We start from the raw sequence: 21,626 nt of genomic DNA, 5'->3' as shown, positions 1-21,626 counted from the left end.
TATTCAGTATTTAGTCGCAGTGTGCAGTTTACAGTGGTAGTATTTAGTCACAGTCTTCAGTTTTCAGTCTCAGTATTCTAAAACTAAAAACTGCGACTGAACACTGAGACTTAAAAAAACATTAAAACCGAAGCGCTTCATCAAAGAAATCCAATAAAAGTTTTAGATTATTGTCATCGTGCATCGAATCAGTTTGTTGTAGTGTTATTTGGGTAATTTCTGAAGCTCTTTTACACATTTTCTTTTCGAAAAAACCTATTGCTTCTTCCATTGTTGAAAACGAATCAGATGTCAATACTTCGTATAATTCAAGAGCGTCTGCCAAAGCTTGGTTTGCACCTTCTCCTGCATAAGGGGGCATACGATGTGCTGCATCGCCAATCATGGTTAGATTTGGCAGCGGTTTCCAGCTTTGATTCAAAGGAAAATGATACATCGGACGCGGAATAATTGAGATTTCCTCTTTTTCAAAAATTTCCTGCCATTCCGTATTCCAGCTTGAAAATTCTTTTTTGAACCATTCTAAAACCGAATTTTTGTTTTTAAAATCAATTCCAGAATGTGAAATCCAGTTTTCCTCTGTTTTTAAACCTATTAAAAGTGTAAGTGTTCCGTCGGCTTTGGCACTAAAAAGTAACGTTTTTCCGTGCTCTAATGCAAAAACTTTTCCATCGTTAACCATTTTCCATAATTTTGGAGCATTTTTTTCAGCATTATAAACATTGATTTCGATAGCACTAACACCAGAGAAAACAGGTTTAATATCTGTAATGTATTTTCTAATGCGCGAATTAGCACCATCAGATGCAATTACAAAATCGGCGTAAACAGTTTTTCCGTTTTCAAATGAAATTTCCCAGCCTTCACCGCTTCGTTTCATTTCTGTAAATTTAGAATTCCAGACTACATTTTCCTCTTTAAGAGAAGCAATCAGCAAATCACGGAGCGGTCCTCGATCTATTTCCGGACGAAAATGCTCATTTCCAAAATCTTCTTCAGGCCTGTCACTGTGATCATTGTAAACGACATTCATGTCTTTATTGACAATTTTCATTTTGTCGGCTCCAGGACGATAACTCTTTTTAAATTCCTCTAATAAACCTGCAGCAGTAATCGCTTTTAAACCGGTATCATCGTGTAAATCAAGTGTTGATCCTTGCTGGCGAACGTTTTTATTTTCGTCTCTTTCATAAACTTTTACGTCCACTCCTTTTTCTTGTAACAATCTGGCTAAAGTTAATCCACCTGGACCTCCGCCAATTATGGCTACTTTTTTAGTATCTAGTAACATTTTTATTTCTTTTAAATTTCTAAAACAAAATTAGTTGTACTTTTAGAGACAAAATAACTCATTTTGGTATTAAAATAGTCGTAAATGAAAATTGAGGTTACGGATAAAAATGGTTCAGGAATCCTGCATAAGTTTGCAGAAGCTATTGGTGCTTCTATCCGCGGACGTTTTATTGACATTCCGGAACATTTGGGCGAAGGCTACATGACTGGTTTTACTTGGGGAAATGAACTGCGAATGATGATTCGTAACTATTATTTAAAAGAAGATATTCGGGTTGAGCGTAAAAATGAAGCCGCTGAAACCTCTGATAAAGTCATTTTTTTATTAAGCGGTATTTTCGATTCTCCTAATAATAAAACTGAGATGGCACTTGAACAAGCCAATGTCATTATCTGTGCACAATCTGTTTCTTCTGTAATGGAAATGCCTCAGAATACATTTTTTAGAAGTGTGACAATTGCAGCTTCAAAAAGCTATTTAAAAGAGAAATTCGGCGATTTAAAACATCCTGTGATCGTAAGTATATTAGAAGCCAAAGATAATTTTGTTTTCGAAACGGATATTTCCACCAAAATAATTGCAACTTCTGGAGAAATTCTTCGCCAGACAGTTCCTGAGATTTTAGAAAATCATTTTTATAAACTAAAATGCGAAGAACTGCTTTGTCATATTTTTGCTTTACTATTGCAGCGGGACGAAACCCCAACAAGCGGTATTCATATTAACGATATAAAAGCTATTTATGCCGTAAAATACCAATTGCAATCCAATTTGGATAAAGCACCTGATATTGCTTCACTTGCCAAAGAAGCTGGAATGAGCGAACCCAAAATGCGTAAACTTTTTAAACAGACTTTCGGTAAAGGTGTTTTTGAATATTATCAAAATGTGAGAATGCAGGAGGCAGCCCGACTTTTAAAGGAAAATCATTTATCGGTTTCTGAAGTTGGGTATCAATTAGGATTCACAAACCTGAGTCATTTTTCTAGAGTTTTCGAGCAACATATTGGTCAAAAGCCTAAAAAGTATTCTAAAGCATCATTTTAATTAAATTTGTATATCTATTTGTCAATCAAATGAGTCTAATTATTCAATCTGCTTTGCCTGATTCTTCTATTTCGCATTTTGTTCACAGCTTTTGGATGCTCGAAAACAAAACGGGAAAAGACATTCCGTCTACTGTTTTGCCAAACGGAATGGTCGATCTTGCTGTAATGAATATTGATTCCGATGAGTGGGAAATATCGATTAGAGGTTTGGATACTATTCCGAGTCAAATCAATATTCCAGCAGGAACTAAAATGTTCTCAATTGGTTTTAAACTGCTTGCGGTCGAATACTTATTTGGCGATTCCATCAAAGAAGTTTTGAATGGAGGGAAAAATATTTCCAATAAAATATGGAATTTTAACGCTCAAGATTTGAATGATTTTAAACGTTTTTGCGAAAAGTCTACTAACATTATAAAAGCAGTTTCAAGCGAAAATATCGATAACAGAAAGAAAAGGCTGTTCGAATTCATTTATGCTTCCAAAGGTTCAATGTCTGTTCAGGAACTATCTGAAAATGTGTTTTGGAGCGCAAGGCAAATTAATCGTTACTTTAATCAGCAATTTGGTATTTCGCTGAAAGCCTATTGCAATATTCTCCGTTTTGGTTCTTCGTTCAAAGACATCAGCGAAGGCCGACTTTTCCCTGAAGAAAACTTTACAGATCAGAACCATTTCATTAAAGAAATCAAAAAATATTCGGGTGTAACACCTAAAGAACTTAGTAAAAATAAAGACAATCGTTTTATGGATATAATGGCAATTAAAAAATTAGACACTTAAAAACGGCTGATTTTTACTATTTCATGACACTTTTCTGTACCAATTTTGCATCATAATTAAATGATGAAATTATGTTACTCGAAAATAAAACAATTGCTATAATTGGCGCGGGGCCTGTTGGATTAACAATGGCTAAATTACTGCAGCAAAAAGGAATAAATGTAAAGGTTTACGAAAGAGACAAAGACGATAAAGCCCGAATCTGGGGCGGAACACTTGATCTTCATAAAGGTTCTGGACAAGATGCGATGCAGAAAGCAGGACTTTTAGAAATGTATTATGAAAAAGCGATTCCGATGGGAAGAATTATCGCCGATCATAACGTAAAAATAGTATTCAGCAAAGAAACTTCAGCTGAAGAGCAATTCGATAATCCTGAAATCAATCGAAATGATTTAAGAACGTTATTACTTGACAGTTTAAAGTCTGAAACCGTGATTTGGAACAGCAAATTAATAGGACTTGAAATACATAACGGAAAATGGCTTTTACACTTCGAAAATAAAACTTCTGCAACCGCTGATTTTGTAATTGGTGCAAATGGCGGAATGACAAAAATTAGAAAATACATAACCGATACCCAGCCAGAACTTACGGGAACCTACATGATTCAAGGCGAGGTTAGGAATCCCAAAATTGATTGTCCTGATTTCTTTGAGTTATGCGAGAATAAAATTTTAATGACTTCGTATAACGGAAATTTATTGGTTGCTAATCCGAAGAATAATAACGCATTGAGTTACAATGTGATTTTTAAAACACCCGAAAATTTTGAATTGTCATTTGAAAACAATGAAAATATCAAGGCTTTTCTTTTAAATAAATTTTCAGATTGGAATGACGTTTACAAAAATCTATTTCGTTCTACTGCAATGTTTGCAGGTCTTCCAACCAAAAAAGTTTCGGTTGAGAATCTTTGGAATACAAATCGCCCCTTGCCTATTACACTTATTGGCGATGCGGCTCATTTAATGCCTCCATTTGCTGGTCAGGGAGTTAATATTGGACTTTTGGATGCTTTAACTCTTTCTAAAAACTTAACTAATGGTGAGTTTCTTTCCATTGAAGATGCTGTTAACTCATACGAAAAACAAATGTTTGTGTATGCAAAAGAGGCACAATCACAAACGCATACCAATGAACAATTGATGCATAATCTTGATTTTTCTTTTTTAAGATTTGCAGATTAATTTTGTGTTTCGTCCTTATTAACTTCTATCAAATTAGTTTATATTAGTATTCAAATTTAGTGATTTACAATAACTATTTAAAAAATTAACGATATGGAAGATTCAAATAAAGACAAAGATAATTTAGCCCCTAAAGTAACCGGAATTGGCGGTATTTTCTTTTTTCTTCAAAGCCCTAAAGAAACTAAAGAATGGTATGCCAAAAACTTAGGTTTTGAAATAAACGATTGGGGTTCTGCCAGTTTTGAATCTAGAAATTTAGAAAATCCAGATCAGATCGAATCTACACAATGGTGTCCTTTTAAGCAGGGAGACGAGTATTTTTCTCCTTCTAAAAAAGAATTTATGATTAATTATCGTGTACAGAATATCGAAGGACTTTTAGAAAAACTAAAAGCCAACGGAGTTACTGTTCTGGATGATATTGAAACCTATGACTATGGAAAATTTGTACATATTATGGACACCGAAGGAAATAAAATAGAACTCTGGGAACCCGTTTATTAATAACAAAAGTTTTCAAAATAATTTTTTAGCAGTTTAATTTCTAAAATTCAGTCGATGACAAAAGTAAATCAGTTAGAAGAAGTAATTTATAAAGCTTACGCCGCTTTTAATGAAAGAAATATAGATAAAGCGCTTTCGGTTATGCAAAATGACGTACAATGGTCTAAAGCTTGGGAAGGCGGTTACATCGTTGGTCATAATGAAATTAAGGAATATTGGACAAGGCAATGGAAAGAAATTAATCCAAAAGTAGAACCTGTAGGATTTACAGAAAGAGAAAATGGCAGTTTAGAAGTAAAAGTACATCAGGTTGTAAAAGACCTTCAGGATAATGTGATGTTTGATGGTTTCGTAAAACATATTTATAATTTTCAGAACGGACTTATAAAAACCATGGATATTGAATTAGTTGAAAATAACTAATTCTTAAAATGCAGCAAGCCTCCATAAATAGTTGGAGGCTTGCTTTTTTAGTTCAAATAAAACTTAAGAATCATTTACAGTTTTTATTTAAAACCGACTTTATTTTACCACGGACTTTCCTCGCTTTCATCTTCAATATCATTACTGAAGAATTTTCCAGTCGGACCATTTTCGTCGGTTACTGTATGTTTAATAATAAAACTTGCTGCGCTTTCTACGCTTCCTGGTCCATTGAAATGATTAAAATCAGTTGCTGTATAACCAGGATCGATTGCGTTTACTTTAAATGGCAAATCTTTTAATTCATAAGCCAGCGTAACTGTAAATGCATTTAAAGCTGTTTTTGAAGAAACGTATGAAACGGCTTTAATGGCATAATATTTCCAAGTTGGATCACTATGTAAGGCAAGCGAACCCAAACCAGAAGTTATATTGCTGATTCTTGGACTGTCTGATTTTTTTAATAAATCCAAAAACGCCTGCGTAACTCTGATTACACCAAAAAAGTTGGTATCGAAAACCTGCTGGATTTTTTCTACAGAAGTGCTTGAAGAATCCTGTGGTACATCGCCTAAAATCCCGGCATTATTAATTAAAATGTCTAGTTTTCCTTGTTCTTTCTCTACAATGCTTTTTGCTTTTTGAACACTTTCATCGTTGGTAACATCAATCTGAATGGCTTTGATGTTTTCAAATCCTTTTTCAAAAAGGTCTTTTACGATTTCTTCGCCTTTGGCTAAATCTCGGCTTCCTAAATACACAAACAAACCTTGTTCTGAAAGTTGTTTTGTGGTTTCTAAACCTATACTTCTATTTGCGCCTGTAATTAATACTGTTTTCATTTTTTATCTTTTAAAATTATTTGAAGCAAAGTTGCATCGATTAAAAACAAAAACATTTGCCATATGGCAAAAAGCGTTTTTAACGGATATTTTTCCGAATTCTGCTCAAAGATGATTGCGTAATTCCCAGATAAGAAGCCAAATACGACAACGGAATACGGTTAATTACATTGGGAAACATTTCCATAAACGATAAATAACGAGTTGTAGCATCTTCAGAAACGAGCGGACTTCTTCTGGCCACTTTTTGGATAAGTGCCTTTGAAATGATTTTGTGTACAATCGTGTCCCAGCCCACAATTGTATTCAGTAAATCTTCCCAGTCTTTTTTAGAGAAAACGATCATTTTACAATCTGTTACGGCCTGCACATATGCCGAAGAACAAATGCTGTTTTCGAAACTTTCCAAATCGACCACTAGATTATCTTCGTCTATGAAATATTTGGTGATTTCTTCGCCTTTGTTATTATAATAGCAAACACGCATGATTCCATCAATTATAAAACCGACTTCAACTGAAATCTTTCCAGCTTCAGAAAAATAAGAGTCTTTAGGAAATTCCCTTTCGTGTGCTTTCGTTAAAATTAAATCAATCTGTTGTTGATTGAGATTGCCAAATTGCAATATGTAATCTGTTAATTGTTTCATGCCTGAAAGTTAGGAATAACTTTTTAGAGAGAATTTGTCATATGGCAAAAAGTGACTTCATTTAAATAAATTACATTCCCGGCCAAAACAAGAAATTAAATTTATGTCCGTCAGGATCAGTAAAACCAAAAGTATAACCAACTTCAAAATTTTCCGGTTCGGCAAAAATAGTACCCCCAATATCTTTTACTTTTTGATACCAAAGATCTACTTCTTCCCTGCTCTTTGCTGATAGCGAAAAGATGATTTCGTTGCCCTCATTTTTAGCCGTTAGTTTTCCTTTTAAAGCATTTTCCAATCGTGAAGGCACAAAAAAGTTAATTACAAAATTATGTTCGCCAAATACAAAACTTACGAGTTCATCGGTTTCTTTTCCGTTTTGTTTAAATCCTAAATCAGAATAGAATTGTATCGTTCGCTGCAAATCATGCGAAACAAAATTTGCCCATATCATTTTAGTTTCCATATACTTAGTTTTATTTAAATTGATTGATAACTAAGTTAGTGAATTAATTTGAGTTGCATTTTAAAGAAAATTCACAACTGCAGCAATTGTACTACTTTGATTTCAATACTAATTTATATAATTTGCAACAGCTTCAAAAGAAATAATTACTGCATCAATGACTACCAGCCAAAATTCTACAACTCAACCAACTAAACAACATTTTGAAATTCTTGACGGATTAAGAGGAATCGCCGCTCTTGCAGTGGTAATTTTTCATTTTATGGAATGGATTTTTACAGATCCAAGTCAGAACTTTATCGGACATGGATTTCTTGCCGTTGATTTTTTCTTTTGTCTTTCTGGATTCGTAATTGGATATGCTTACGATGACCGAATTGCCAAAATGGGACTTCTAAAGTTTTTTACAGCCCGAATTATCAGACTTCATCCGTTAGTAATTGCCGGATCAATATTAGGAATACTGGCATTTTTGTTTGATCCGTTTGGCGGACATTTAGAACTGTACAGCACCGGAAAAATCATTCTAGCTTTTATTTGTTCCTTATTTATGATTCCGCTGCCTGTAATTGCAGATCGTGGTTTTAATCTTTTTAGTTTTAATGCGCCCGCTTGGTCATTGTTTTGGGAATATATTGCTAATATTGTGTATGCCTTGGTTTTGTATCGGGTGCGACGTAATTATTTGTTATTCTTAACCATACTTGCAGCAGCAGCGATATGTTTTGTAGCTTATAATTCGGGTAATTTATTAGGCGGCTGGAGCGGACCAACATTTTGGGATGGTTTTGCTAGAATTTCGTATTCATTCTTGGCAGGATTACTGATATACCGCTCAAATTGGATTATCAAAAACAATTTAGGTTTTATAGGTTTATCAGGTTTGTTATTATTGGCTTTTATAATGCCTTTTTCAGAATGGAATTGGCTAACAGAACCTTTAGTAGTTTTATTTTATTTTCCGTTATTGATTTCTTTAGGCGCTGGAGCCGTATTAAAACCAGCTTTAAAAAAAGTTTGTGTGTTTTCTGGAAATATTTCTTATCCGTTATACATGACGCATTACGCCGTATTATGGATGTTTGGAAACTACTATACCAATTATAAACCAAACACAAATCAGCTGATTTTGATTATCGTTCCTTCAATTATTTTTTTAGTTGGATTCGCCTATTTGGTAATGGTTGTGTATGATATTCCGTTGAGGAAATATTTAAGCAGAAAATGGATAAAATAGATTTACTATAATTTTAGAAAAACAAATAGTAAAAACACGATTAAAGATATTTCTTATATTAGCGTAAAGAAACATTACGTTTATGAAACTATTAAAACCTTTTTCTTATTTAGGAATAATGCTCATAACGAGTTGTGTGGGCAATATGAATCCAACGGGTGGAAATTCTACTCCTGATTATCCGTATTACATTGCCACTGAACCTTTGACAATTAAAAAAATTGCTGTCCCAAAAGGAACTAAACTTATTTATGTTGAAACTCTTTTCAAAAAAGGAAAGCAGGATAAAATGTTAAGCGAGGAAAAACTAAAAGAAATAGAACTGCCAGAAGGGCAAACTATAATTTGGGGCGGAGTTCCAGTAACTTCTATTGATAAATTCTTTAATTCTGAAATGCGAGGATTTACTGTTTACGCAAAATTCGACGACTTAACTGAAGACAAGAAAACAAAGTTTTCAGAATTATGGCAGAACTGTAATAATAGCATTGGCATCACCATCAAAAATACAAATGATTGGTCGTTTAATCTTGATAATATCGCCGATGTTGAAAGCTGCAGTGTCAATTACCAGCGTTATTTTAAAGACGATGCCAATCAACAGGCTTTTCTGGATGAAATGCTTACTGAATTACGTAAAATAAAGTCGAAATAATATTGAGAAATAAATTATTCACAGCATCATAAAAAAAACTCCTTAAGAAATTAAGGAGTTTTTTGCTTTTTATTATCTAATGATCTTCAAATAGGCACTATAAATATTCTCTTTTAGAGAAGTTCTCATATAGTACATATTTTCGTCTTTTTCTTTTAAATCAAACTGAATCAAACCAGCATCACAATAGTAATAAAGCAGGTTATCATCATTTGGAAATTCAATATTTGAAACGGGCTGAGTAGTTAATTTTAACTCATAAGCAATTTCACCATTCGTAGCATCCAATTCAAAGAGTCTTGCTTTGCGGGTATATCCCCAAATATTGTCATTTTCTTTGGTAATATATTCAATGTTATCGTCTTTAAAATCCGTTTTCCATAACTGAGTTCCCATTTTTGAATCTACCGAATACAACGAAGTTACATTGGTGCCTTGTGCGCCAAAATAAAGCTTTTTATCGCTGCAAATCATTCGGTCTTTGATATTAAATTGATTTTCATCAAATTTAAATTCCCACACAATATCTAATTTTGAATTTAAGGCATAAACCGTGTTTTTTGAATTTGCCACAAATATGTTTTCGCCATCTGTTACAGGTTTTCCGCTCATAGCTTCTGGAAATGTTTTCTGACCTAAAACTTTTCCGTTTGCGTCAAAACAATAGAAATTTGATGCGCTTCCAATAAAAACTTTATTATCAAAAACTAAAGGCGTAACGTCATTATCGGCTGAATCTAATTTGTAGTTCCAAGCTAAACTTCCATCTTTGATATCTAAAGCGTATAAATTACTGCTTTGATTCTGATTTTGAGCTGTAATGTATAATTTTCCATTGCTGATTATGGGCGTTTGATCTTTTAAAACAATTTGATCGGCAACATTTCCTAATCTTGATTTCCAGAAAACGTCTCCGGTTTGATTGTCTATCGCGAAAATTTCGCCATTAATAAACGGCACATACACCACTCCATCGGCAAGAGTTACTTTATTGGCGCACATTTCTGTATAGGAATCTTTGGCTTTTACAGTCCATACAATTGATTCAGACTCTAAATCATATGAAAAAAGAGAACCATCATAATCATAAATTAAAATAAATGCTTCGTCTAAAGGAACTTTTTTAAGCGTTTTAATGGCTTTGCTGGTAACCATTTCTTCTGCAGCTAGAGTTTTATTAGAATAATTGGTTTTAGTGGCAGGAGCCTGTCCAAAAACATTTACAACAGCGCAAACAATTAAAAAAGTAATTAATTTTTGTTTCATTTTCAGATGGGGTTTGATTTATTTGAACAAAATGATCAGTTATTTAGCAGGTTGACTGACTCATTCTGTGTCCAAATATACAGAATATAAACATTAAAATTCGAGACATTCAGAAATAATAAAGGCTCAATTATGAGTTGAGCCTTATGTAGATAATTATTTATTTATTAGTTTTTCAAGTCGTTGCATCATTTCTTCTTTCTCTTTCAGCATCCTTTCATATAAAGCAATTTTTTCTTCGTGAAGTTTAACTAATTGATCAATTGGATTATTGTTGAAAGTTGGATTATAGTTTATCAAACCTTGTGTATCATGAAATGTGCTAGAAATAATATTTATCGCTTGCTCTTCATCAAAATTTTGAAATGCTTCAACAGGAATTTTCAAGATGTTTGAGATTTGTTTCAGCATATCATCTTCAATTACATCTTTTTGCTCCAGCATAGAAATTTTCTTTTGATTCCAGTCATTTCCCAAATCAAAAGCCAATGCTTCTTGTTTAATGCCAAGCATTTCTCTAAAACGTTTTACGTTTCTTCCTTGATGTATTTTCTGTTCCATAATGAATATCAATTTTCTAAAGGCTCAAATATAAAGCCATTTAGCTTAAAATGTAAGTTTCAAAGGTAAATAAAATATCCTGTAAAATATTGAATTATCAGATAATATATCCGTATTTTATACAGATTATTCGTTTTAAAATTAGAAAATCACGATTCACAAAATCTTGATAATTTCTAGCAAAGAAAGCCATCACATCTGGTTTTTGTCGAAATTACAAAAATATATTAAAGCAAAAAAATCCAAAATCATAAGACTTTGGAGTTTTTGAAAATCTGTGGGCGATGAGGGGTTCGAACCCCCGACCCCCTCGGTGTAAACGAGGTGCTCTGAACCAGCTGAGCTAATCGCCCTATTTTATTAGGCTGCTATCATTTTGTGATTGCGAGTGCAAATATACAGCTAGATTTTAATATTACAAGCGTAATTTGAAAAAAAATAAAATATTTTTTATTCTTTTTATTTAGATCTCTATTTTTCAGCTTTTTAATGTTCATGCTAAAAATGGTTATTTCTTATTATTTAGTTAAAAATGGCATTTTGAAACTCTAAATCATAATATCCCTTTGTATTAATTTGCTTTAATCATACATTTGCGTACCTTAAATAGTATATTCAAATGGCTCGATTTCAAGAAAACGATTTACCGAAAGCTAAATTAGACTCTAACTCCCTTCAAAAAGCACTACGAATTTTTAAATATGCCAAGAATCACAAATGGAAATTTTTCCTTGGCTTGATTTTTCTTTTATTAACCAGCGCCACTGCCCTCGCCTTTCCTAAACTAATGGGAATGCTTGTAGATTGTGTTACAAACAAAGATCTGGACAAGGCTAATGAAATTGCGCTTGCTTTAATGGGAATCCTGGCATTGCAGGCAATTTTCTCATTTTTCAGAATTTCACTTTTTGTGAATTTTACCGAAAATTCATTGTCAAACATTCGTTTTGCATTGTATGAGAATTTGGTAAAATTACCAATGTCATTCTACTCGCAAAAACGTGTTGGAGAATTAAACAGCCGAATCAGCGCTGATATTTCGCAATTGCAAGACACTTTTACCACAACAATTGCCGAATTCCTTCGTCAGTTTATCTTGATTATTGGTGGATTTGTGATTTTAGGAAGCATTAGCCCAAAATTGACTTTAATGATGCTGGCAATCGTTCCGGTTGTTGCTGTTGCTGCAGTTATATTTGGAAGATTTATTCGTAAATACGGAAAAAAAACACAAGATAAAGTTGCCGAAAGCCAAGTAATTGTTGAAGAAACTTTACAGGGAATCAGCAATGTTAAGGCTTTTGCAAACGAATGGTACGAAATACAGCGTTATAAAAATAAGATTAAAGAAATCGTAAAAATTGCCATTAAAGGCGGACAATACAGAGGTTATTTTGCTTCATTCATTATTTTATGTCTTTTCGGATGTGTTGTTGCGGTTGTTTGGTACGGAATTACTTTAACAATTAGAGGCGAAGTTGAAGGAGTTGGTGATTTGATTTCGTTTGTACTTTATACTACATTTATTGGAGCTTCTTTTGGAGGAATTGCCGAAATGTATGCGCAGATTCAAAAAGCGGTTGGAGCAACAGAACGTGTTTTTGAATTATTAGAAGAAAAACCAGAAGAAATCAATGCAAATCCTCATACTTCATCTTCTATAGAAAAAATAAAAGGAAATGTAGAGTTCAAAAATGTAGCGTTTCATTATCCATCTAGAAAAGAAGTTGAAGTTTTAAAAGATGTAAATTTCACAGCTGGATTTGGACAAAAAATAGCGATCGTTGGACCAAGTGGAGCCGGAAAATCTACTATTTCATCATTATTATTACGTTTCTATGATATTACAGCCGGAGAAATTCTAGTTGACGGAAAAAATATCCACGATTATGATTTGGAAAATCTGCGTGGTAATATGAGTATTGTGCCGCAAGATGTGATTTTATTTGGAGGAACGATTAGAGAAAATATCGCTTACGGAAAACCAGATGCTTCAGATGAAGAAATTATTGCTGCTGCGAAACAAGCCAATGCATTTAATTTCGTAGAAGGTTTCCCTGAAAAATTCGAGACTTTGGTTGGAGAACGCGGTGTAAAATTATCAGGCGGACAGCGCCAGCGTATTGCTATTGCAAGAGCATTGCTTAAAAACCCAAGTATTTTGATTTTAGACGAAGCTACATCATCATTAGACAGCGAAAGCGAAAAACTGGTTCAAGAAGCGTTAGAAGTTTTGATGGAAGGAAGAACAAGCATAATTATCGCTCACCGACTTTCGACTATTAGAAATGCCGATAAAATTTTAGTTCTGGATAACGGAAAAATTTCTGAAGAAGGAACACATCAGGAATTGATAAACCTTGAAAATGGAATTTATAAAAACCTAAGTAACTTACAGTTTAGTAATTCTTAAAAGGAAATTTCAATTTTTAAATTCCAAATTCCAATAAAAAAAGCTTCAATGAAAATTGAAGCTTTTTTATATCTGTGAACTGAGACAGAAAACTGAAAACTAAATTTATTTCCCTTTTCTTCTGTTACGTTCAGCTTTAATCATTGATAATTCGCGGCTTGTTTGTCCGGCTACTGAAGTATTTTCTTCTGCACGACGGATTAAATACGGCATAACATCTTTAACAGGTCCAAACGGAAGGTATTTTGCTACGTTATAACCGTTTTCAGCTAAGTTGTAGCTGATGTTGTCGCTCATTCCGTATAATTGTCCAAACCAAATTCTGTGATCGTTTTTAGCAATTCCTTTTTGAGCCATTAATTCCATTAACTTGTAAGAACTCAATTCGTTATGCGTACCTGCAAAAATGGCCATCATATCTAAATGTTCGATCATGTACAATACAGCAGCATCGTAATTATCATCTGTAGCTTGTTTAGAAGCACAGATTGGTGTAGGATATCCTTTTTCTTCTGCTCTTTTGTTTTCTTTTTCCATGTAAGCACCACGAACAAGTTTCATTCCAATATAAAAACCTTCATTTTTTGCTACTTCATGTAAACCTTTTAAATAGTCTAAACGATCCCAACGGTACATTTGTAAGGTGTTGAATACAATTGCCTTTTCTTTATTGTACTTACGCATCATATCTGTAACTAAATCATCAGCAGCATCTTGCATCCAGCTTTCTTCACCATCAATTAACAATGCAACATCTTTTTTATGCGCTTCACTGCAGATTTTATCAAAACGAGCGACTACTCTATCCCATTCTGCTTGTTCAGCTGGAGTTAAAGTTTGTTTTTCTCCTAATTTCTCGTACAATTCAAAACGTCCTAAACCAGTTGGTTTAAATACCGCAAACGGAATTGCAAGACGTTCTTTAGCAAATTCTACTGTTCTTAATGTCATTTCCAATGCCGCATCAAACTGTGCTTCTTCTTCTTTTCCTTCAACAGAATAATCCAAAACAGATGAAACTCCTTTTGTAAACATTTTGTCTACTACAGTAAGACAGTCATTCTCGTTTACACCACCACAAAAGTGGTCGAAAACAGTAGCGCGAATTAATCCTTCTACTGGAAGATGTGCTTTAATTGCAAAATTAGTTACAGCAGTTCCAATACGTACTAGCGGCTCACTGTCAATCATTTTAAAAAGAAAATAAGCTCTGTCTAGTTCGGTATCACTTTTTAGTGAAAATGCAACTTGCGTGTTATCGAATATTTTTTCCATTAAGTTTAGTTTTTATGCAAAGATATAGACTGTTTTGAATATTCTTCACTAAAGGCCTCACTATTTTTTCGTTTTGATAATTGAATGACGATTAAATTTTAATTCAAAAAGTAAGATTTTACTTTGTTTTTTGTGTATTTTTGCAAAAAATTAAAATTATAATCGATTTACGTATGAAAAGTAGTAACAAAAGTCTCGAAAGTATTTCTGATAATATAGTCATCATATTTGTTGTAGCACTCTTTCTTATTGATTTTTTACCACATGCTGAAAGTGAAGATATTATTTATAATCAATTTCTGTATTTAGCAGGACTGAATTTCATTATGGCTATATACTTGACGTTTAAAGCAAAATTTATAAGCTCAGAGGTTATAAAGTCATTCAAAAAATCATATGTTTTCTGGCTCTTTACTACTTTTTTACTTTTCTGTGCGTTATCATTTATTACAGCTGTAAATACGACATTAGTACTTGAAAAAATCATAGAACTTATTATCGGATTCTGCATTTTAATCAATTTTACTATTTTGTTAAAAAATAGGCTCCATCTTATTCCAAAGATTGTTTTCATTATATGCATTGCTGCATTTCTACAGTCAGCGTTAGAACTTTATCATTTTAAAATGAACTTTGATAAAGTTTCCCTGTCAGTTGCTCTTTCCGAATTATCGCTAAGTACAGGAAACATTAATATTCTGGCGGCAAGTTTAACAATTAAAATTCCGTTTTTATTGTTGGGTTTTACGCATTATTTACAAAAAAGAAGAATCTTTATATTTATTACACTTCTTCTGGTTACAACAACCATTCTTTTAACAGCCGCGAGAACGGCTATTATAAGTACTACCTTAGTTTATATACTTTTTATTATCTACAATTTTAAAATCAATTCATTCAGCAAAGCCACTGTTTTAAAAACAGTTATTTTAATTGTTCCAATACTAGTGACCATAGCGATAAGCAGTTCTATATTAAAAAAGGTAGAAAACAATAGTCGTTATACTTCGATAGCTGGAAGGCTTGAGCAGATTAATACAAAAGATGCCGCTACAAATGCCCGTTTAGTTACCTGGAAAAATACATTTGATTTAGCCAAAACAAAACCATTATTGGGCGTTGGACTGGGAAATTACAAAGTAGAATCTATTCCGTTTGAAAAAACACAAAATAACGATTCTGCTATTTCGTTGCATTCGCACAATGATTTTTTAGAAACAATGGCCGAAACGGGCTTTATCAATGGCTTGATTTATATTTCATTGTTTATATTGATTGTACTGATTAATGCCAAAAGGTTTTTCAAATCAGATCAAATTGAGATTCAGTCTCTTGCTATGCTGACTTTAATGGTAACGGTAGTGTATGGAATGGATGCCCTTTTAAACTTCCCGATGTTTAGGGCTACAATGATGATTTTCTTATGTCTTATTATAGTTTTTACTATAATAAATGAAAGTTCTTCAAATGAACCAGATACAAAATTGGTTAAAAATAACTTTTATTGGTTTGTTACATTAATTAGTGCAGGAACGATATATTTTGCATTTTTAGGATATAAAGCCTCAAAATTGGAATTTTTAATCAAGAAAGATAATGCAGCGGGCTATAAAAATACTGTACTTACAGGAGATGAAGTCATAAAAAGGATTCCCAAATATAAAAATACACTTACCACAGCGGAATCATTTTATGAATATGCTGGTATTTATTATTATAATGAAGACAAACTGGATCAGGCTTTAAAATACCTTTCAAAAGCTGATAAAATAAATCCGTATTTCGGAAGGATTTTTTTCTACAAAATGCTTGTTGCTAACAAAAAAGGAAATATTGACAGCGCGTATGTATATGGCAAACAAGCTTTTTATATGCGTCCGCGAAATATTAATTTTTACACGATGTCAATTCAGTTTGCAAGGGCTAAAAAAGACACAGCAGAAATCCTAAAAGAACATAAAACTTTTATACAATATCGAAATATTCCGCAAGCTTGGAAATTGGCTGCTGATGAACTTAAAAATGCAAATTATAATGATAAAAATCTGCTTCAGTTTATAGATAAAGGAATAAAACAATTTCCTAATGATACTATACTGCTAAAAGAGAAAAACAAGATTGCAACTGTTGATTATATAGGAAAAGCGCAGTCTTTTTTAAACGCAAAAAACAAAGTAAAAGCATTAGAATATTATAATAAAGCGCTCAAAGCAGATCCAACAAACGCTGATGTAATGCAGTATCTGGCCTTCTATTACTTTAATGCAGGAGATTACAAGCAATCCTTGAATTATTTCTTAAATGCATTAAAAAACAGACAGTTTAATTCAGGCCGTACAGAATTTTTTATAGCAAACTGTTATTTAAAATTAAATGATAAGGTAAATGCCTGTAAGTATTTTGAAATCTCAAATTCTAAAAACTTTCCCGATGCTAAACCACAAATAATACAAAATTGTAAATAGTCTTTCTAAATAGTAAAGGATCTGATAAAGTAATACTCTTTTCAGATCCTTTTTTTTTCAAAGTTTTTTATGCAATAATAGATTCGTTTTAGGGATTATTAATTCAAAAATGCCTTATTTTGCGGTTTTTAAATTAACTAAAAAATTATGCAGTCTATTCAAGCTAATAACTATTTCGTGCATTTTAACCACAATGCTTACGAAGCTTTAAATAAACATCTAAGAGAAAATAAATACTCTAATATATTTATAATTGTAGACGATCAAACCAACGAGTATTGTCTTCCTAAACTTCTCCCTATTATTGAAACCGATTTGAATATCGAAATTATCGAATTTGAAGCTGGTGAAGCCAATAAAAACATCGAAACTTGTATCGAAATCTGGAAAGTACTTACTGAACTTGGTGCTGACAGAAAATCGTTAGTCATAAATCTTGGAGGCGGTGTTGTTACTGACTTAGGAGGTTTTGCCGCTTCTACCTTTAAAAGAGGTGTTGATTTTATCAATATTCCAACTACCCTATTGTCTATGGTTGACGCTTCTGTAGGCGGAAAAACAGGAGTTGATCTTGGAAATCTTAAAAACCAGATTGGCGTAATTAACGTGCCGCAGATGGTGTTGGTTGATACTCAGTACCTAGAAACTTTACCACAAACTGAAATGCGTTCTGGTTTGGCAGAAATGCTAAAACATGGTTTGATTTACGATGCGCCATACTGGAGACAATTCTCTGATCTAAAGTCTATTGTATTTGACGAATTAGACCAATTAATTTATCGTTCTGTTGAAATTAAAAATGAAATTGTAATTCAGGACCCAACAGAGAAAAATATTCGCAAAGCCTTAAATTTCGGGCATACTTTAGGACACGCTATAGAAGGATACTTTTTAGAAAGTGAAGAAAAAACTACTCTGCTTCACGGAGAAGCAATTGCTGCCGGGATGATTTTAGAAAGTTATATTTCATTGCAGAAAAATCTAATTACAGCAGAAGAATACCGTGAAATAAAAACCATTATTAAAGGTATTTATGATGATATTGTTTTTGGAGAAAATGATATCGAACCTATTCTTGAATTGCTTATTCATGACAAAAAAAATGAATACGGTATGATTCAATTTGCATTAATTGAAGGAATCGGAAAGATAAAAATTAACCAATCTGTTGAAAATAAATTGATTCTGGAAGCGTTTGAAGATTATAAATCTTAATTTTTTTTTAATCAAAAGCATTGCTTTAGGTATATATTATTTTTTACATTTGCCTCGATGAAAACGAACAAAAAACAAAGACATTTCAATGCTTATAGAAACAGACTCAATAGTTCTTTACTAAGAATGTTGAACCGTTTTTACAATAGTAAAAGTCCGTTTTGTTTCGATGTTTTTCAATGCTCAAAAGCCGAACACGAAAAACTGCAGATTGTATTTGCCAATATTAGAGTTTGAATTTAAGATTTAGCACAGATTTTTACTAAATTTAAATAACAAATTAAAATATTGAAAACTAAATGAATACAAAATATTCTGATCTAATAAACCAAACATACTATTTTCCACAAGAAGAGTTTAAATTAAACAAAGACAATCTATTGTTCCACAACATCGATTTGATGAAACTCGTAGAACAATACGGCACACCTTTAAAATTTACTTATCTTCCTCAGATCTCTGAAAATATCAATAAAGCCAAAGCTTGGTTCAGAAAATCAATGGAAAAAAACAAGTATGATGCAAAATATTACTATTGCTATTGTACAAAAAGCTCTCATTTTGAATACATTATGAATGAAGCTTTCAAGAATAACATTCACATTGAGACTTCATCTGCTTTTGATGTTAATATTGTAGAGAATTTACTTGAAAACGGTAAAATCAACAAAAGTACTTATGTAATCTGCAATGGTTTCAAAAGAGACGAATACATCAACAATATTACGCGATTAATTAATAACGGACATAAAAATACTATTCCGATTATTGATAATTACGAAGAACTTGATTTGCTTCAGGCTGAAATTAAAGGAAAATTCAAAATCGGAATTAGAATTGCAGCCGAAGAAGAACCTAAATTTGAGTTTTATACTTCAAGACTTGGTATTGGTTACAAAAACATAGTTTCTTTCTATAAAAAACAAATTCAGGAAAATGAAAAATTAGAGCTTAAAATGCTTCACTTTTTCATCAATACTGGAATAAACGATACTTCGTATTACTGGAACGAGCTTGTAAAATGTATTAAAGTATACATTGCATTAAAAAAAGAATGCCCTACGCTTGACGGATTGAACATTGGAGGCGGTTTCCCAATTAAAAACTCGCTTGCTTTTGAATATGATTATCAATATATGATTGATGAAATTATCAATCAGATTAAAATAGCTTGTGACGAAGCCGAAGTTGATGTTCCAAATATTTTTACGGAATTTGGTTCATTTACAGTTGGCGAAAGCGGTGGCGCAATCTATCAGATTTTGTATCAAAAACAACAAAATGATAGAGAAAAATGGAATATGATCGATTCGTCGTTCATTACTACTTTGCCTGATACATGGGCGATAAATAAACGTTTTATCATGCTGGCAATTAATCGCTGGAATGATACTTACGAGCGGGTTCTGTTAGGAGGATTGACTTGTGATAGTGACGATTATTACAACTCAGAACAAAACATGAACGCCATTTATCTGCCTAAATACAACAAAGAAAAGCCACTATATATTGGTTTCTTTAATACTGGTGCGTATCAAGAAACTATTGGCGGATACGGCGGTTTACACCACTGTTTGATTCCACAGCCAAAACATATTTTAATAGATCGTGATGAGAACGGAATTCTAGCAACTGAGGTTTTCTCAGAACAACAGACTTCTGATGATGTATTGAAAATTTTAGGCTACAAGAAAAAATTGTAAAAAAAAACTGCAAATTTAAAAGTTTCGTTACTATAAAATTATTAATTTGCATATACCCTAAAAGGTTCAAAACTTTTAATTCAAAAAATAAAAAAAAACAAAAAACAAAATGAAAGGACCAATCAGTCAGTTTATTCAAAAACATTATTTACACTTTAATTCTGCTTCACTTGTAGATGCGGCTAAGGGATATGAGCAGCAATTAGCAAATGGCGCTAAAATGCTTGTAAGTATGGCTGGGGCAATGAGTACAGCAGAAATAGGTAAAATTTTTGCGGAAGTAATTAGACAAGATAAAGTGCAGATTATTTCTTGTACTGGAGCCAATCTAGAAGAAGATATCATGAATTTAGTAGCTCACTCCCACTATGAAAGAGTTCCTAACTACCGTGATTTGACACCAGAAGACGAATGGGCTTTACTTGAAAGAGGATTAAATCGTGTTACAGATACTTGTATCCCTGAGCATGAGGCTTTTAGACGTTTACAAAAACATATCTATAAAATCTGGAAAGATGCTGATGATAATGGAGAACGTTATTTTCCACATGAATTCATGTACAAAATGTTATTATCAGGAGTACTTGAAGAATATTACGAAATTGATTTAAAAGACAGCTGGATGTATGCAGCAGCTGAAAAAAATCTTCCAATTATTGTTCCAGGATGGGAAGATAGTACTATGGGTAATATCTTTGCTTCTTACGTAATTAAAGGAGATTTGAAAGCTTCAACAATGAAATCAGGTATCGAATACATGACTTTCCTTGCTGACTGGTATACAAAAAACAGCGAAAACGGAATAGGATTCTTCCAAATTGGTGGTGGTATCGCTGGTGACTTCCCTATTTGTGTGGTACCAATGTTGTACCAAGATATGGAAATGCATAATGTGCCTTTCTGGAGCTATTTCTGCCAGATTTCAGATTCTACAACTAGTTACGGATCTTATTCTGGAGCCGTTCCTAACGAAAAAATTACCTGGGGTAAATTAGATATCAATACCCCTAAATTTATTATCGAATCGGATGCTACAATTGTTGCTCCGTTAATATTTGCATATTTATTAGATTTATAGGATATTTTATGAAAAGAATTATAGTAGACTACGCCAAACTGACTAATGAAATTTTAAACCTTTTGGTTGAAAAATTTCCTGATGGTTATGACGATTCGGATGTTATCCGTTTTAGAAACGCTAAAAACGAATTAGTAGAAGCTGTTGAAGTTCGTACTGAAGACACTATTTATTTAGTAAAAATTAGTACCAAACTTGCTGACAGAATCGAAAATTACGATGAAGATGACGATATTGATCTTGATGTTGATACAATCGAACCAGTAAAAGGTATTGATCTTGATGATGACGCAGATGACGATGATGAAGATGATGACAGACAAGATAAACCAGAATTAGATGGTGAAGATGACGATGATGACGAGGATAAAGATGATATATCATCTGACGACGACGATGACGAAGATGATGAAGATTAATTGCAATCTTTATTCTTAATAAAAAAAAGGAACTCAGTCGAGTTCCTTTTTTTTGTGAACAATAGCTCTAAAATTATTTTACAAAATATAGGAAAATTATTATAATTTAATATTTTTGATATTATCTTATAAATTC

Annotated in this window: 21 protein-coding genes and 1 tRNA gene; 14 read left to right on the top strand and 8 right to left on the bottom strand. The window is 32.7% G+C overall.

The genetic code is table 11. The features are described 5' to 3' along the window. Nucleotides 1-121 precede the first annotated feature (121 nt). The gene (locus P2W75_RS08335; RefSeq protein ID WP_276380004.1) at nt 122-1,291 is read right to left on the bottom strand and encodes an NAD(P)/FAD-dependent oxidoreductase; all 1,170 of its coding nucleotides are present in this window, start codon (nt 1,289-1,291) and stop codon (nt 122-124) included. Between the two features lie 84 nt (nt 1,292-1,375). Between P2W75_RS08335 and P2W75_RS08330 the strand changes: the two genes are divergently transcribed. From P2W75_RS08330 to P2W75_RS08310, 5 genes are all read left to right on the top strand, one after another. Next, nucleotides 1,376-2,341, top strand: a complete 966-nt coding sequence (locus tag P2W75_RS08330; protein ID WP_276380003.1) for an AraC family transcriptional regulator — start codon at nt 1,376-1,378, stop codon at nt 2,339-2,341. Nucleotides 2,342-2,370: 29 nt separating this feature from the next. Beyond that, nucleotides 2,371-3,126, top strand: a complete 756-nt coding sequence (locus P2W75_RS08325; protein WP_276380002.1) for an AraC family transcriptional regulator — start codon at nt 2,371-2,373, stop codon at nt 3,124-3,126. Between the two features lie 71 nt (nt 3,127-3,197). Continuing rightward, entirely contained in the window at nt 3,198-4,316 is a 1,119-nt protein-coding gene (locus P2W75_RS08320) for an NAD(P)/FAD-dependent oxidoreductase (RefSeq protein WP_276380000.1), read from the top strand. A 93-nt stretch (nt 4,317-4,409) separates the two neighbouring features. Beyond that, nucleotides 4,410-4,823 (top strand): VOC family protein, encoded by a 414-nt coding sequence (locus P2W75_RS08315; protein ID WP_276379999.1) that lies wholly within the window; start codon nt 4,410-4,412, stop codon nt 4,821-4,823. A gap of 54 nt (nt 4,824-4,877) precedes the next feature. Beyond that, nucleotides 4,878-5,246 carry a nuclear transport factor 2 family protein gene (locus P2W75_RS08310; protein WP_276379998.1) on the top strand — a complete coding sequence of 123 codons (369 nt, stop codon included), beginning with the start codon at nt 4,878-4,880 and terminating at the stop codon, nt 5,244-5,246. Between the two features lie 104 nt (nt 5,247-5,350). Here the strand turns inward: P2W75_RS08310 and P2W75_RS08305 are convergent, their stop codons facing one another. The 3 genes from P2W75_RS08305 to P2W75_RS08295 form a co-directional block, all read right to left on the bottom strand. After that, nucleotides 5,351-6,088: an SDR family oxidoreductase gene (locus tag P2W75_RS08305; RefSeq protein ID WP_276379997.1), complete on the bottom strand. Its 738-nt coding sequence runs from the start codon at nt 6,086-6,088 to the stop codon at nt 5,351-5,353. Nucleotides 6,089-6,167: 79 nt separating this feature from the next. Beyond that, the gene (locus P2W75_RS08300; RefSeq protein WP_276379996.1) at nt 6,168-6,737 is read right to left on the bottom strand and encodes a Crp/Fnr family transcriptional regulator; all 570 of its coding nucleotides are present in this window, start codon (nt 6,735-6,737) and stop codon (nt 6,168-6,170) included. Nucleotides 6,738-6,807: 70 nt separating this feature from the next. Next, on the bottom strand, nt 6,808-7,203 hold the full coding sequence (locus P2W75_RS08295; protein ID WP_276379995.1) for a VOC family protein: 396 nt from the start codon (nt 7,201-7,203) through the stop codon (nt 6,808-6,810). Between the two features lie 157 nt (nt 7,204-7,360). On the opposite strand from P2W75_RS08295, the gene P2W75_RS08290 reads away from it, so the two are divergent. Both P2W75_RS08290 and P2W75_RS08285 read left to right on the top strand, forming a co-directional pair. Then, the gene (locus tag P2W75_RS08290; protein ID WP_276379994.1) at nt 7,361-8,440 is read left to right on the top strand and encodes an acyltransferase; all 1,080 of its coding nucleotides are present in this window, start codon (nt 7,361-7,363) and stop codon (nt 8,438-8,440) included. A gap of 82 nt (nt 8,441-8,522) precedes the next feature. Continuing rightward, entirely contained in the window at nt 8,523-9,095 is a 573-nt protein-coding gene (locus tag P2W75_RS08285) for a hypothetical protein (RefSeq protein ID WP_276379993.1), read from the top strand. Between the two features lie 72 nt (nt 9,096-9,167). Here the strand turns inward: P2W75_RS08285 and P2W75_RS08280 are convergent, their stop codons facing one another. From P2W75_RS08280 to P2W75_RS08270, 3 genes are all read right to left on the bottom strand, one after another. Next, nucleotides 9,168-10,361 (bottom strand): PQQ-binding-like beta-propeller repeat protein, encoded by a 1,194-nt coding sequence (locus tag P2W75_RS08280; RefSeq protein WP_276379992.1) that lies wholly within the window; start codon nt 10,359-10,361, stop codon nt 9,168-9,170. Between the two features lie 156 nt (nt 10,362-10,517). Next, the gene (locus P2W75_RS08275; protein ID WP_276379991.1) at nt 10,518-10,922 is read right to left on the bottom strand and encodes a helix-turn-helix transcriptional regulator; all 405 of its coding nucleotides are present in this window, start codon (nt 10,920-10,922) and stop codon (nt 10,518-10,520) included. A gap of 278 nt (nt 10,923-11,200) precedes the next feature. Further along, nucleotides 11,201-11,275: transfer RNA gene (locus tag P2W75_RS08270), tRNA-Val, on the bottom strand. 266 nt (nt 11,276-11,541) lie between these two features. Here P2W75_RS08270 and P2W75_RS08265 point away from each other — a divergent pair. Further along, nucleotides 11,542-13,335: an ABC transporter ATP-binding protein gene (locus P2W75_RS08265; RefSeq protein WP_276379990.1), complete on the top strand. Its 1,794-nt coding sequence runs from the start codon at nt 11,542-11,544 to the stop codon at nt 13,333-13,335. 105 nt (nt 13,336-13,440) lie between these two features. Here P2W75_RS08265 and P2W75_RS08260 read toward each other — a convergent pair whose 3' ends face one another. Next, entirely contained in the window at nt 13,441-14,610 is a 1,170-nt protein-coding gene (locus P2W75_RS08260; RefSeq protein ID WP_276379988.1) for a proline dehydrogenase family protein, read from the bottom strand. Between the two features lie 173 nt (nt 14,611-14,783). On the opposite strand from P2W75_RS08260, the gene P2W75_RS08255 reads away from it, so the two are divergent. The 6 genes from P2W75_RS08255 (at nt 14,784) to P2W75_RS08230 (ending at nt 21,490) form a co-directional block, all read left to right on the top strand. After that, nucleotides 14,784-17,075 carry an O-antigen ligase family protein gene (locus tag P2W75_RS08255; protein WP_276379987.1) on the top strand — a complete coding sequence of 764 codons (2,292 nt, stop codon included), beginning with the start codon at nt 14,784-14,786 and terminating at the stop codon, nt 17,073-17,075. A gap of 147 nt (nt 17,076-17,222) precedes the next feature. Then, the gene (aroB, locus tag P2W75_RS08250) at nt 17,223-18,290 is read left to right on the top strand and encodes a 3-dehydroquinate synthase (protein ID WP_276379986.1); all 1,068 of its coding nucleotides are present in this window, start codon (nt 17,223-17,225) and stop codon (nt 18,288-18,290) included. Between the two features lie 57 nt (nt 18,291-18,347). Next, a complete protein-coding gene (locus tag P2W75_RS08245) occupies nt 18,348-18,527 on the top strand; it encodes a hypothetical protein (protein ID WP_207296242.1) in 180 nt (59 codons plus the stop codon). Between the two features lie 62 nt (nt 18,528-18,589). After that, nucleotides 18,590-19,993: an arginine decarboxylase gene (locus tag P2W75_RS08240; protein WP_276379985.1), complete on the top strand. Its 1,404-nt coding sequence runs from the start codon at nt 18,590-18,592 to the stop codon at nt 19,991-19,993. A gap of 109 nt (nt 19,994-20,102) precedes the next feature. Next, nucleotides 20,103-21,071 carry a deoxyhypusine synthase family protein gene (locus P2W75_RS08235; RefSeq protein ID WP_276379984.1) on the top strand — a complete coding sequence of 323 codons (969 nt, stop codon included), beginning with the start codon at nt 20,103-20,105 and terminating at the stop codon, nt 21,069-21,071. Between the two features lie 8 nt (nt 21,072-21,079). Then, entirely contained in the window at nt 21,080-21,490 is a 411-nt protein-coding gene (locus P2W75_RS08230) for a DNA primase (protein WP_207296239.1), read from the top strand. The last annotated feature ends 136 nt before the right edge of the window (nt 21,491-21,626 follow it).

Origin of the sequence: Flavobacterium sp. H4147 (genome assembly GCF_029360735.1) — a bacterium.
GTDB classification, from domain to species: domain Bacteria; phylum Bacteroidota; class Bacteroidia; order Flavobacteriales; family Flavobacteriaceae; genus Flavobacterium; species Flavobacterium endoglycinae.
Note: the sequence above shows the minus strand (reverse complement) of the source record. Positions and strands in the feature narration are given on the sequence as shown.